12 protein-coding genes are annotated in these 13400 nt (G+C 69.1%); 1 reads left to right on the top strand and 11 read right to left on the bottom strand.

From position 1 onward, the window contains the following. Positions 1-3: 3 nt before the first annotated feature. The 9 genes from glsA to E0H73_RS39100 all read right to left on the bottom strand — a co-directional run bounded on the left by glsA (position 4) and on the right by E0H73_RS39100 (position 11557). A complete protein-coding gene (glsA, locus tag E0H73_RS39140; protein WP_131365237.1) occupies positions 4-999 on the bottom strand; it encodes a glutaminase A in 996 nt (331 codons plus the stop codon). Between the two features lies 1 nt (position 1000). Beyond that, positions 1001-2797 carry an SLC13 family permease gene (locus E0H73_RS39135; RefSeq protein ID WP_131365235.1) on the bottom strand — a complete coding sequence of 599 codons (1797 nt, stop codon included), beginning with the start codon at positions 2795-2797 and terminating at the stop codon, positions 1001-1003. 15 nt (positions 2798-2812) lie between these two features. Continuing rightward, entirely contained in the window at positions 2813-4474 is a 1662-nt protein-coding gene (locus tag E0H73_RS39130; RefSeq protein ID WP_202867783.1) for an AbgT family transporter, read from the bottom strand. Then, positions 4471-6000 carry a leucyl aminopeptidase family protein gene (locus tag E0H73_RS39125; protein WP_131365234.1) on the bottom strand — a complete coding sequence of 510 codons (1530 nt, stop codon included), beginning with the start codon at positions 5998-6000 and terminating at the stop codon, positions 4471-4473. Before E0H73_RS39125 ends, E0H73_RS39130 begins: the two co-directional genes overlap by 4 nt. A 77-nt stretch (positions 6001-6077) precedes the next feature. Then, positions 6078-6590 (bottom strand): RDD family protein, encoded by a 513-nt coding sequence (locus tag E0H73_RS39120; protein ID WP_131365232.1) that lies wholly within the window; start codon positions 6588-6590, stop codon positions 6078-6080. Continuing rightward, a complete protein-coding gene (locus E0H73_RS39115) occupies positions 6587-7135 on the bottom strand; it encodes a hypothetical protein (protein ID WP_131365230.1) in 549 nt (182 codons plus the stop codon). The genes E0H73_RS39120 and E0H73_RS39115 overlap by 4 nt, the downstream gene beginning before the upstream one ends. 120 nt (positions 7136-7255) lie before the next feature. After that, complete coding sequence (locus E0H73_RS39110; protein WP_131365228.1) at positions 7256-9934, bottom strand: LuxR C-terminal-related transcriptional regulator; 2679 nt, start codon at positions 9932-9934, stop codon at positions 7256-7258. A gap of 173 nt (positions 9935-10107) precedes the next feature. Then, positions 10108-10941, bottom strand: a complete 834-nt coding sequence (gene qcrC / locus E0H73_RS39105; protein WP_131365226.1) for a cytochrome bc1 complex diheme cytochrome c subunit — start codon at positions 10939-10941, stop codon at positions 10108-10110. Positions 10942-11047: 106 nt separating this feature from the next. After that, entirely contained in the window at positions 11048-11557 is a 510-nt protein-coding gene (locus E0H73_RS39100; protein WP_131365224.1) for a hypothetical protein, read from the bottom strand. Positions 11558-11709: 152 nt separating this feature from the next. Here E0H73_RS39100 and E0H73_RS39095 point away from each other — a divergent pair, with 152 nt between their 5' ends. Next, positions 11710-12393 carry a GAP family protein gene (locus tag E0H73_RS39095; protein ID WP_131365222.1) on the top strand — a complete coding sequence of 228 codons (684 nt, stop codon included), beginning with the start codon at positions 11710-11712 and terminating at the stop codon, positions 12391-12393. A 461-nt stretch (positions 12394-12854) separates the two neighbouring features. Here E0H73_RS39095 and E0H73_RS48495 read toward each other — a convergent pair whose 3' ends face one another. Further along, a complete protein-coding gene (locus tag E0H73_RS48495) occupies positions 12855-13037 on the bottom strand; it encodes a hypothetical protein (protein WP_420323449.1) in 183 nt (60 codons plus the stop codon). After that, the gene (locus E0H73_RS46730; protein WP_202867781.1) at positions 13034-13351 is read right to left on the bottom strand and encodes a PHB depolymerase family esterase; all 318 of its coding nucleotides are present in this window, start codon (positions 13349-13351) and stop codon (positions 13034-13036) included. The genes E0H73_RS48495 and E0H73_RS46730 overlap by 4 nt, the downstream gene beginning before the upstream one ends. Between the last annotated feature and the right edge of the window lie 49 nt (positions 13352-13400).

The raw sequence follows: 13400 nt of genomic DNA, 5'->3' as shown, positions 1-13400 counted from the left end.
CACTCACGACACGTCGGCGGCCGGCGGGACCGGCTGTGAGGCCAGCAGATCGAGTCCGAGGTGACGAGACAGGAACCGTGCCGTCCACTGCCCTTTGACGCTGTTGCCCGCGTGGTCCAGGCGCGGCGCGAACGTGCCCAGTGCGCCCTTGCCCGGCGAAACGGTCACGATGCCGCCGCCGATCCCGCTCTTGCCCGGAACGCCGACGTCGAGCAGCCAGTCGCCAGAGGTCTCGTACAGCCCCGCGATCGTCATCACGGCCAGCGTCACCCGGGCGACGTCCGGGTCGATCACTCGTACGCCGGTCGTCGGGCACACCCCGCCGTCCGCCAGCGTCGCGCCCATCACCGCCAGATCCACCGCGGTGACGCTCAGGCAGCTCTGCCTGGTGTAGAGCACGGTCGCCTCGACCGCATCACCGACCAGGCCGCCGTCGCTGCGGAGCAACTCGGCGAGGGCACGATTGCGATGGTTCGTCTGCAGCGCCGACGTGAGCACTTCCGTGTCCAGGGCGAGCTCATGACCCGCGAACCGGGACAGGCCGTCGACGATGAACCTCCAGCGGTCCTCGAGCGACGTACCTGGCGTCAAGCTTGTCGTCGCGATCGCCCCGGGGTTGACCATCGGATTGGTGCGTCCGGCCGGGGGCTGTTCGACCGCCTGCACCGAGTTGAACGGCAGACCGGTCGCGTTGACGCCGACGAGGGCGCGCACCGCCTCGACACCGATCGCCTGACTGACCAGCGCGAACACGAACGGCTTCGCGACGCTCATGATGGTGAACGGGGTCCGCGAGTCGCCCGCCTCGGCCAGCCGGCCGTCGCTGGCCGCGACACAGATTCCGAACGCCTCCGGGTCGACGCGGGTCAGCGCCGGGTACACGTCCGACACCGTCCCGTCGCCGATCCCGCGGCCCAGCTCGTACGCCGCTTCGACCAGCTCGACCACCGCGACCGTTCCGGGCAGTCCGCCGGTGGAGACGTACCTGTCCTCGGCCATGTCAGAACGGCCAGACCAGCGGGATGATCACGAGGGCCGTCAGCAACCACCACAGCATCACCGGGAGCCCGAGCTTCCAGTAGTCACTGAAGCGGTAGCCCGCGGGGTTCATGATCATCATGTTCGCGGGAGTCGAGATCGGAGTCAGCAGCGACGCCGCACCGGCGACGGCGGTGAGCATCAGGACCGGCTGCACGGACGTCCCGGTCCCCTGGGCGGCCGCCACGGCGATCGGCGCGACGATCAGCACGGTCGCGGTGTTGCTGACGACCTGGCCGAGCGTGGCCGTGAGCAAGAAGAGTGCCAGCAGCAACAAATACGGCCGGCCGGGACCGACCGCGTCGACGATCAGGTCGGCGATCCGGTCGGCGCCGCCGCTGGTCTGAATCGCCGTGGACAAAGGGATCAGGGCACCGATCAGTACGACGATCTGCCACGAGATCGCCCGGTACGCCTGCCGCGGCCCGATCACCTTGGTCGCCACCATCGCCGTCGCGGCCAGCAGCCCTGCCAACGCGGGCGGGACCGCACCGGTGGCGAGAAGAACGACCATGCCGACAAGAATTGCGACGGCAATCGACGCTTTGGCGCCCCAGGGCACGGCCTGTCGCCGGACGAGGTCCGGCGAGTCCACCAGTAGGACATCCCGGTCCCTCGTCAGCTCGTCCAAGGCCGCCCAGGTGCCGTGCACCAGCAGCGCGTCTCCTTCGGCGAGCTCAGTGGGCTGGTTCCCCCGGTCCTTGGCCATCCGCTGTACCGCGATGATCACCAGGTCGTGTGCCCGATGCATCCCGGGGAAGACCGTCTCCCCGACCAGTGACGACCGCGGCGGGATGACGACCTCGACCACCCCGGCCTCCCGCGTCAGCAGGTCGTCGACCGGCGTCGGCGCCATACAGACCGCCAGCAGGGAATCGATGGTCAGGCTGCCCACCTGTTCCGAGGGGCCGGTCACCACGAGTACGTCGCCGACATCCAGAGACTCGCTCACCCGGGAGACCCCGTCCCCGTCCTGGGCTCCGACGATCTCAACCCCCGGGTACGGCGTGAGGTCGACGTCGGCCACGCCACGGCCGAGCAACGGCGAGAGTTCGCGGACGCGCAAACGATAGAAGCCGTTGGTCATGGCGTAGTGCACGTCGAGGGTGTGCGCATGCCGGGCCAGGTCGGCCGGAGCATGCGCCGGGCGGGCGGCGGGCAGCAACCGCGGGCCTAGGAACACCGAGATGGCGATCGTGCCGATGACGAGCGGTACGCCGACCACCGCGAAGGCGAAGAACGGAAAGGCGCCCGCACCGGCATCGCTCGACGCCTCGGACACGATGATGTTGACCGGCGTACCGGTCAGCATCAGCAGGGATCCCGCACTGCCCGCGAACGTGAGCGGCATCAGCATCCGCGACGGCGGTTCCCCGATCCGTACGGCGAGCATCACGACCAACGGAAGCAGCGCCGCGACCGCGCCGTTCAGGGTGATCAAGGCTGTCAGCAACGCACACAACGCAGTCACTGCGACGAGCAGCCGGGACCGCTGCGTTCCGGCGTACTTGACGATCGTCTGGCCGGCCCAGGTGGTGACGCCGGTCGAGTCGATGCCCTCGCTGACCACGAACAGCGAGGCGATGAAGATGACGACCGGATCCCCGAACCCCGCGATGATGCCGGGGAAGTCGAGGACTCCGGTCGCCCACAGCGACAGCGCGGTCAGGACCGCCACCAGGTCGACCGGCAGCCGGTTCCACACGAACACGGCGATGGTGAGCCCGAGGATGATCAGGCTGATCGTGCCGTCATCCATAGCGCTCGTACCGCCCTAGCCGAGGTGGACCGGGGCGGACGGCCCCCAGGGAATGCCGATCGCGTACCAGACCACGTAGAACAGCGTCCAGGTGATCAGAACGATGATGGTGTAGGGCAGCATCATCGACACCACCGTGCCGATACCGGCCTTCTTCCGGTACTTCTGGCAGACGAGCACGATGAACGGCAGGTAGACCATCAGCGGAGTGATGACGTTGACCGGTCCGTCGCCGACCCGGTACGCCGCGATCACCGTCTGCGGCGCGATGCCGAGCCGGTAGAACAGCGGCACGAAGATCGGCGCCAGGATCGCCCACTTCGGGATCACGCCGGGCATGATCAGATCGATGATCACGACCAGCAGGATGAAGCCGATCAGCAGCGGCAACGCCCCGATGTCGGCCCGCTCGAGCAGGTCGGCCAGGCCGGTCGCGGCCAGCGTCGACATGTTCGTGTAGTTGAAGTAGGCAATGAACTGGGCGATCAGCAGCATCAGGAAGATCAGCCCGCCGAGGCCGTTGAACGTCTTGACGATCGCGTTGATGACGTTCGTGGCACCGGTCAGCGACTGCGAGCCCCGGCCGTAGCCGAGTCCGGCGGCCAGGAACAGCATCGAGATGATGAACAGCAGGCTGCTCATGAACGGTGAGTTCCCGAAGATCTCGCCGGTGTCGGGGTTACGCAGCGGAGCGCCCGGGATGAAGGTCAGCAGCGAGACGATGGCCACAGCCACCAGCAGGTAGTAGAGGGACCACCGCAGTCCGCGCGACTCCAGCGCCATCTCCTCGTCGGTGGGCTGGTGGTCGACCGGCGCGTCGACCGGCGCCTCGGCAGCGTCGTACCTGCCGAGCCTGGGCTCGAGCAGTCGCTCGGTGATGATGGTCATGACGATCGCGCAGAAGATCGTCGAGGCGATGCTGAAGAAGAAGTTGGCCGTGACGTTGAGCTGGATGTCGGGCGCGACCAGCGCGACCGTCTCGTTGGTGACCTCGGTGATGATGCCGTCGGCCGGCGTGATCAGGATGTTGACGAAGAACGCGGCGCTGACTCCGGCGTACGCCGCCGCGATGCCGGCCAGCGGATGTCGCCCGAGCGACGCGAACGCGGCCGCGCCGAGCGGGATCAGGACGAGATAGCCCGCATCGGAGGCGACGCTGGAGATGCCGCCGAGCAGGACGATGATGAAGGTGATCGCGCCCTTCGGCGCCACCTTGACCATCTTGCGGATCAGCGCGGCGATCAGCCCGGCCTCCTCGGCCACGCCGACGCCGATCATCGCGACCAGGATCACCGCGACGACGCCGAAGTCGTTGAAGTTCTGTACGGCGGTCGTGAAGATGAACCGGATCCCGTCACCGTCCAGCAGGCTCTCGGCGGTGATCTTCTCGGTGTGCAACTCGTAGTCGGGCACGGCCGGCGCCGGTGGCGTGTCCGAGCCGGCGACGCTCGACCCAGCCTCCTCCTGGGGCATCACCTGCACGGTCTGGGGCTCGGCCACCTCGGTGGTCACGCTCGCCCCGGTCCAGGCCAGGATCTGCGAGAGCACGATGACGATGAAGATCAGCGCGAGGAAGATGATGGCCGGGTGCGGGACCTTGTTGCCGGCCCGTTCGATGCCGTCGAGAACCTTCTGCATCGCCCCCTTCTTGGCGGGCACCTCCTCGACCGCGCTCACCGCGCCACCACCTGACGACTGTCGTCGGCGGGGACCGCGAACGCGCGGGCGAACTCGATCAGCAACTTGGTGCCGAATCCACTCGCGCCCTTGTTCCGCCAGGTCCTCGGCGCCGGCAGTTGCGCCGTTCCGGCGATGTCGACGTGCGCCCACGGCCTGCCGTCGACGAACTCCTCGAGGAACAGTCCCGCGGTGATCGATCCGGCGTTGATCCCACCCATGTTGGTGAGGTCGGCGATCGACGAGTCGAGTTGCGTCCGGTAGGACCGATGCAGTGGAAGCTCCCAGACCGGCTCGTCGACGAGATCACCCGCCTGCCGCAACTGCTCGACCACGGCCGAGTTGTTGCCCATGACACCGGCAATCTCGACACCGAACGTCCGCAGGCACGCACCGGTCAGCGTGGCGATGTCGACGATCGCATCGACCGGCTCCTCGGTTGCCAGTGCCAGCGCGTCGGCCATCACCAGGCGGCCTTCGGCGTCGGTGTTCAGTACCTCGACCGTCGTACCGTTGCGCATCCGGAGCACGTCACCGAGCTTCATCGCGGACCCGGACGGCATGTTGTCGGTGCACATCAGGTAGCCGGTCACTGCCGTCGTACAGCCGAGAGCCTGCAAGGCGGTCATGGAGGCGAGTACGGCCGCGGCTCCGGTCATGTCGTTCTTCATCTGCGCGTGCGACTCGTCGCTGGGCTTGAGGCTGATCCCGCCGGAGTCGTACATGATCCCCTTGCCGACAAGGGCGATCCGGCCGGTCGGTTCGGCGGGCTCATAGCGCAGTCGGATCATCCGGGGTGGCTCGACACTGCCGCGGTTGACGCCGAGCAGCCCGCCACAACCCATCTCGATCAGTTGGTCCTTGTCGAAGACCTCCACCTGCAGGCCGGTCCGCGCACCGACCTCGACCGCGACCTCGGCCATCCGGACGGCAGACAGTGTGGTCGCCGGGCAGTTGGCAAGATCGCGGCCGAGGCTGCACGCCTCGGCGATGATGCGGCCGCGCTCGACGCCGGCAGCGACTTCTGCAGCATCCTCGTCGGAGGCGACGACCAGGAGCGATTCGAGCTGAGGGGTGTCCGCACCCTGGCCGACGAAGTACCGCCAGCGCGCCAGCAGCACACCTTCGGTGACCGCCTGGGCGAAGTCGCCGGCGGAGATACCGGTCGCCCGGGACGGCACCTCGATCGCGAGGCGTTTGTGCCACGGCACCGCGCGGGCGAACTCGGCCGCCAGGTCACGCACGAGCGTGACGTCGATCTGATCCGGTACGCCGGTCCCGACGGCAACCCGGACCGGACCGCCTGACCGGGTCTGGACCAGTGTCTGGCCCCGCGTGCCGCTGAAGCCCGCGGAAGCCAGCCCGGCCGCATCGGTGCCGAGTTCGTCCGGCGGCTCGGTGCCGGAGGCAACTGGCACGGCGAGCGCGTCCGCTTCCTGCTCTGCCTGCTTCAGGGCGCCGACGGTGACCGGTACCCGGTGCCGGGTCGAAGGGATGGGGTCGAAATCGTCCGCGGTGGTGTTCACGACATCTCCTCCGGCGCCTGATCAGGACTGCAGGCCTGCTCGCAATCCCATCAATCGGGGCAGGCTGCGGCCTCCTCCTATTCGGGTGACTTGGCTGCGGCCCGGCTGAGGAAGTCCGACAGCGGGCCGGGGAGCTCGGCGGGCCGCTCGCCCCAGTCGTAGACGACCGCGGTCCCGGCGATCAGGTCGTGCAGGGCGCGATGCTCGCGCTGGAACACGATCAGGACGAGCCCGAGCCCGACGAACAGCACGCTCAGGACGTACGCGCACACCCGCACGAAGGCTCGGCCGGGCCGGATCGTCCCGCCGTCGGACCGCACCACCCGGAGGCCGACGATCCCCTGCCCCGGTGTCCGGGCGGCGACCGCCAGGAACCCGAAGGCGTAGCAGAACGCGAGGACCGCAAGTGCGATCGTCGCGCCCGTCGACTGACGCCGTACCGACACTCCCCAGAAGGCGGTGGTCAGCAGATCGAGACCCGCGAAGCCGATCGTGAACGACGTGAAGACGATCAGTACGTCGAGTACGGCGGCCGCGAACCTGCTCACGGCGCCGGCGTAGTGACCGGTGACGGTCATACGACCGTTCATTCCTGCACCTCGAGCAGACGTGGGGTCGTCGGCTGCGATCCGATGTCTCTGCGCAGGAGACGGTTCACGACCCGGTCGAGTACGGCGTCCAGCCCGGCGAGCTGCCGGCGGATCAGATCGAGCAGTGAGCCGGCGAGTTGGGTCTGGCTCTCGACCACGAGGCCGGGTACGCCGGAGCGGCGTACAAGCGCCTCGACATCCATCGACCGGAGCAGTTCGTCCAGGTCGACGCCGGCCAGCAGGCGCTGCAGGTCGAGCCGACCGGCCAGGCGGTCGACATCGACCCGGTCGATCAGGCGGTCCGGGTCGATGCGGTCCAGGAGGTGGTTGAGGTCGACGCGGTCGAGCACGCGGTCCAGGTCCAGGCGGTCAAGGACGTGGTTCAGGTCCACGCGGTCGAGAATGCGGTTCATGTCGACGCGATCGAGCAGAGCGTCCACGTCGATGTGGTCGAGGATCAGGTCCGGCGGGACGGTCTCGACGACCCGGCCCGTGACCTTGCCGGCGAGCCGCCCGAGCGCTGCGACGGGGCGCGGCGTCGTCACCGTGGTCCGGTCCCGCAGCCGCTGTGACGCATCCCGGTGTCCGCCCTGTCTGCTCCGCCTGGCAACACCTTCGTCTGCCGCCGAAGCACTCGGATCACCCGATCCGGGGGATGAACCCGCCTAGTTCGACGACTGCTGGGTCAGGCCGACGGTGCGGGCGACGCGCAGGGCCGCGGAGCGTTTCTCCACGCCCAGCTTGCGATACAGCGACATCAGATGGGTCTTGACGGTGTTCTCGGTGATGAACAGGGCCCGGGCGATCTCGGTGTAGGAGTTCCCGAGCGCGAGCTGGTCGAGTACGTCGGCCTCCCGCGGCGTCAACCGGATCCGGGCACCGTCGATCACCGCGTCGAGGCGGCGGGGTGGCGGCACGTGCGCGTCCGGCCGGGCCCGCGCCAGGAGCGACGCACCGCCGACCTCGCTCCAGGCGGCCCGGTACGACGACAACTGCTCGAGCGTGGCGGCGGCGAACGGATGCGGATTGGGCCCGGCGAGATGCCTGTGCAACCGGTCGAGGAAGTCCGGCTCACGGCCGACCGGGGTGAGCGCGTACAGCATCCGCTGCGGCGTGGCCCGATTCAACGTGTCCACCAGCGCCGCTTCGGCCGCGGCCTCGTCGCCCATCCGCACCAGCAGGACGGTCCGGAACGAGGCGGCTGCAGACGCCAACGGCGGGTAGACGTCCGGCCGGGTGAGAGCTTCGTCCATCAACTTCAGCGTGGTCTGGACGTCGCCGCGGACGATCGAGGTGATGGCCCGGATCAGATCGGCCTCGGACGTGTTGCCGATCCGGTCGAGTACGTCGCACTGCGTCTCGGCACCGGCGTGGTCGCCGACCATGGTCGCCATCCGGAACCGCAGCAGGGCCAGATCCCGCGACAGGAACGACGGCAGCGGCCCGGCGGACGCGGGATCGGTGGTGAGCTCTGTCAGCGCCTCCTCAAGGCGACCTCCCTCCAGGAGGAGCACGGCTCGCAGGATGGCGCGCAGGGCCGCGACCACCGTGTCCGAGCCGGCCACGTCCGTCGCCACCACCAGCTCGTGCTGGCGCCACGCGCTGTCCAGATCGAGATGACCCAGCGCCGCGAAGCCGAGTACGACGTGCGCGCGGACGGCGTACTCCCGGGGAAGCCCCTGCTCGCCGGCCGCGTCGAGTGCGGCCTGCGCCGAGCTGGCCGCGTTCTCGATCTGGCCGCGCGCGTACTGCACGACGGCCCGGTGGGCCAGTCCCCCGCCGATCAGCCGCTGATGGCCGGCCATCCGCGCGGTGACGAGTGCCTCGTCCAGGTGGCTGAGCGCGGCGTCCAGCTCGTCCGCCCACGTCTCCGCCGCCGCGAGCTCGATCAGCAACCAAGCCAACCGCTCGGGCCCAAGTACGGCGCGCGGCCGCCCATAAGCATCCGTGGGGTCCAGCGCGAGCAGGGTCCTCGCCCGTCCGATCGCAGCGTGGACGTCGTGCCAGCCGTAGCGCGATTCCCACAACCGCAGCAGTACGGCGTCCGCCTCCAGCGCGTTGTCGTCCGGTGTCACCGGCTGCGGATCCGCCGCGGACGCGAGGTCGTCCGCCGACGCTGCATCCATGATCGCGCCGGTCACGTCGCCGTTGGCACGCCGCAGCAGCCCACGGACGCCGATGAGGTGCGGATGCGCCTCGACATAGCCTTCCGGCAGGCTCTCGAAGCCGTCCGCGACCAGGCTCAGCTCGCCGGCGGCCAGGATCGCCGGCCCGTGACCGAGCAGGATCCGGGCGACCAGCGCAGGGTCGCCGGCGCCGAGCGCGGCGTGTAGGGCGCTGCCGCCATCGCCGCGGTTCTCGTAGTACAGCGCCGACCGATGCTGCGCCGCCGTGACGATCTGTGCGTTCTCGCTGCGGCCGGCCACCCGCCGCCGGAGCAACTCGACGAGGAGCGGGTGGAACCGGTAGAGCGGCTCGCTGCCCGGATCATCGGCGTACGCCGTCACCAGCAGTCCGCTGCCGGCGAGATCGCCCAGCATCGCGCCGGCGTCCGCGTCGCCGCTCAGCATGGCCGCCTGGTGTCCCGTCACCGAGGCGGCTCCGAACGTGCTCAGCAGGACCGCCTGGACCCGCTCGTCGAGGGTGCTCAGCGTTTCCCCCAGGAGCAGGTCGAGCACCGGCTGCTGGTTGGCGAAGGACCACCCGGCGTCACCGGAGGCGGCGAGCGTGCGCGCCGCGAGCACCAGGGCGGCCGCCCAGCCTGCTGTCCGCTCCTGGAACAGCCGGACGTCCGCGGCGGTGGCGTTCGAGGCATGGGCCTGGACGAGTTCGGTGGCCTCGGCATCGGTGAAGCGCAGATCCCGTGACCGCAGGGTCAGTGCCATCCCGCGCAGTTCGAGCTCGGACACCGGCAGCGGCAGGTCGTACCGGCTGGCCAGCAACAGCCGGACGGCGTGCGGTGACTTCCTCAGGATCTGGGCCAGGCCGGCAACCGTTGCCGCAGGCAGCAAATGGGCGTCGTCGATGACGATCGGATCCGGCGGTGTCGCCACGTCGGGACCGGCCAGGTGCTCGAGGGCTCCGGCGAGCGCGCCCGGCGCTTGCCCGGGAACCCACAGCACCGCCTGGCCCGACCGCCTGCGGCGCGCCACCCAGTCCGACAGCAGCACCGTCTTGCCGGTGCCGGCCGGTGCGATCAGCATCGTCAGCGGCGACCGTACGCCGAGATCGAGGGCAGAATGCAACCGCTCGCGGGCCACCAGGGTCAACGGCGGCCGCGGGATGCGACCCGAGGCCGAGTGCTGGGACTGCTCGTGCACCCGATCGGGTTTCAGGCTCGTCACACGCGTCGCCCCTCCCCCTGGCTGGGCGGCTCTGCAGTTGGACTGTTCGATCCTGCGTTCCCAAAACCGAGACTAACCGGTCTACGACGATTCCGGCAGATGCTGAGCGCCGCATGTCGTCCGGTTTCTGGACGTGCGCAAGCGTTTGCGTAGGTCGTTTGCGCGGGTGGACCTCAGGCGCGAGGAACTTTCGCGCCGATCCACACGGCCACGGCGATCAGCAGGCCGATTCCGATCAGCCATCCCCACAGGCCCTCGGAGACCGGTCCGAGCCGTCCCAGCCCGAGGCCGCCCGGGTCGTGCGACTGCTGCAGGCTGACGACGTACGCGATGATGGCCCGCTTGTCCTCGGGGAGGAGCACCCCGTCGGAGAAGACCGGCATCTGCTGCGGGCCGGTCAGCATCGCCTGGTAGATGTTCCTGGGTGACGTCTCCATCAGCGACGGCGCGTACTTGCCGTTCGGCAGCGCGCCACCGCTGCCGGCGAAGTTGTGACACGCCGTGCAGTTGGTCCGGAACAGCTCACCGCCGCGGGTGACTTCCTCCTGCGTCGCGTTGCTGACGTCGTAGTACTGCTCCGCCGGTATCGCGGGTCCCGGTCCGAGAGAGGCGATGTACGCCGCCAGCGCCGCGATCTCCTCCTCGGTGTACACCGGAGGCTTCGCCGGGATCTGGGCACCTGGCTGGGTCGCGGGCATCCGCCCCGTGCTGACCTGGAAGTCCACCGCGGCCGCGCCCACACCGATCAGTGAGGGGCCGGTGAAGTTCCCCTCGCCGTCGGTCCCGCCCTCGGCATGGATGCCGTGACAGCTCGCGCAGCCGACCGTGAACAGCTTCCGGCCTTCCTCGATCTGCTGGGACTGCGCCCCGTCGGCGCCCACCGCGCCGTTCGGCACCAGGACGGCGTACGCCAGACCGACCGTCACCAGCGCAGCACCGATGAGCACAACCCTGGCGAGTCGGCCTCGGCGCAACGGCCGTGCGCCCGCGCTGTCCGCACCGCGCATCTCCGCTCCTCCCGGCTGCCGCCCGACCCAGCAGACACGATGCCGAGTCTGCTGGGATCACCCGATTCGGGCGAGTTCTCGTTGTACGTCTGTCTGCTTCGAGCCCTCAGCGTGCGTCGCGCTTGGCCTGGCGGCGGGCGCCGGCGGCACGAGTGGACGCGTCCTTCTTCAACCCTCCGGTGGTCTTGGTCGCCCGCTTGGTAGCCACCGATTCGCGCTGAGCGGCGGGCACAGGCTGGGCGGCGGCGCGTGCCGCCGGAGCGGCGGACTTGGCCGCGCGCGCCGCTTCGAGCCGTTCGCTGCGCAGCTCCATCGACGATCGCCGGGCAGCCGCCGCGACTTCCCGGCTCACCCGCGCCAGCACCGTCTCGAACAGCTCCGCCTTGTCACGGTCCCGCTGATTCTTCGGGTAGGACAGACCGCGTCCGCCCACCTTCGCCACACTCGCGCTCGCGCCACGGCGATAGTTCTTCACGTACTTCGTGCGAGCCCGCCGGATCCGCTGATGCAACTCCAGCAGCTCGTCCTCGTCCAGGCTTTTCAGCGCGTCCCGCTCCGTCTCGGCCACCAGCAGCCGCTCCGCCTCGGTCAACGAGTTCAGCAGGCCTTGATTCATCGCCGCCTCCCTAGGTCGTGCCGAGTGCCGCGCAGTAGGCGCGGGACCATCAGACACGGCCTCGGCACGGTTTTGATGGTCCCGCGCGGTTGTGGGGTTGGTCAACGGTCGCGATGGCATGATGTGCGTGGGCCCGGCGCTATTTGGGGGTGGTGACTTTGTGGCCGGTCGTCGGCGCGGTACTGCCGCAGGCGATGGGGATCGCCCTGAGCCCGCTGCCGATGATCTGCATCGTGCTGGTGCTCATGTCCAGTGGGCCGATCCGAGCCGGTCTCAGCTTCTTTGCGGGCTGGGCCGTCGCCCTGGCGATCGCGATCGGGCTCGTCGTGATGCTCACGGACGCGGTCGCCGAGGAGGGCAGCGAGGGCGCGCGGGACGGCGTGGACATCGTCCAACTGGCGATCGGTGTGGTGTTCGCGGTCCTGGCGGTCCGCTACTGGCGCAAACGCCCGCGGCCCGGTGAACCGCCGCCGCGTCCCGCCATCGTCGACAAGATCACCACCCTCTCTGCGCCCGCTCTCATGCTGACCGGCGCCGGAGCGGCCCTCGCGAACGTCAAGAACCTCCCCCTAGTCATCGGCGCCGGCACCCAGATCGGCGGCTCCCCTCTGAGCGTCGGCGAGCAGGTCACCGCCGCCGCCCTCTTCGTCCTCGCCGCGTCCCTGACCGTCCTCCTCCCGCTGCTGGCCGTCGTGATCGCCGGCCCGAGGAGATCCGCCCCAGCCCTGTCCTCCCTGGAGCAATGGCTCCTGGCCAACCTGAACACGATCCTCGTGATCCTGCTGGCCGTCCTGTCCACAGTCCTGATCGGCCAGGGCCTCGACCTGTTCCGCTGACGCTCCGAACCGAGGCACGGCGCCCAGTTGCTGCAGGAGGTCCAGCAGGGTGGCGACGCCCCAGAGCTCGGTGATCTTGCCGTCGCCGACGCGCATCACGTCCACGGTGTAGAAGCTGACGCCCTCTCCCCGCCCAACCCCCCTTATGTTTGGCGAACTACGTCTCGATCACGATGAGCGGCCCGACCCGGACGGGTCGAAGCGCCTGCAGAATGCCTGGCCGGTCCATCTCGCGACTGTCCGCCGGAATGTGATCGACGACCTCCAAGGCGTCGATCCGCGGCAGGTGCCGGTGCCGACGTTGTCTATGACCTCGTCGGTCGCGCGACCTTCGACGAAGTCGTCGCAGCCCTACCAGACGGCGGAACGCTCGACCTCATCGGCACTGCGTCCGGCCCAACCGACCTCGATGCCTCCACGCTGGACCCGCTCGCCCTACACCCCACGACCTTGTGCACCGATCAACCACGAACTGACCGCCGAGATGGTCGACCGGTGCACAGAGTCCGTTGTGGCGGTCGATCCACGATCGCGCCACCAGCGAAGACATTCGGGTACGTCGCGAGCATGACGGCCGCCATCGCAGCACCTGCCGACAGACCAGTGACGAACACCCGTCCAGAATCTGAGCCCAGATCGCTCACTGTGCGGTCGACCAGCTGCTGGATCGACAACGCCTCCCCCGCACCCGGCGAGGTGTCGCCTGCTCGAACCAGTTGAAGCACTTGCTCGCGTTGTTGGCCGACTGCTGCTCCGGCAGCACAACAGCAAACCCTTCTCGTTGTGCCAGTGCGACCCACCCCGGCTCATCGTCGTACGCCGACGCAGATTGCGTGCAGCCATGCAGCGCCACCACAACCGGCCGACCCACGGCCGGGCCGGGTGGGGTGTAGCGATACATCTTCAGGTTTCCCGGATTCGAGCCGAAGCCGGTGATCTCCACCAGATTCGCGGCCACAAACCCGGCCGGCTGAATGTGCCGGCGCTCAGGACGAGGTGGAATCCGG

Origin of the sequence: Kribbella pittospori (assembly GCF_004331465.1) — a bacterium.
Taxonomy (GTDB): Bacteria; Actinomycetota; Actinomycetes; order Propionibacteriales; family Kribbellaceae; genus Kribbella; species Kribbella pittospori.
Note: the sequence above shows the minus strand (reverse complement) of the source record. Positions and strands in the feature narration are given on the sequence as shown.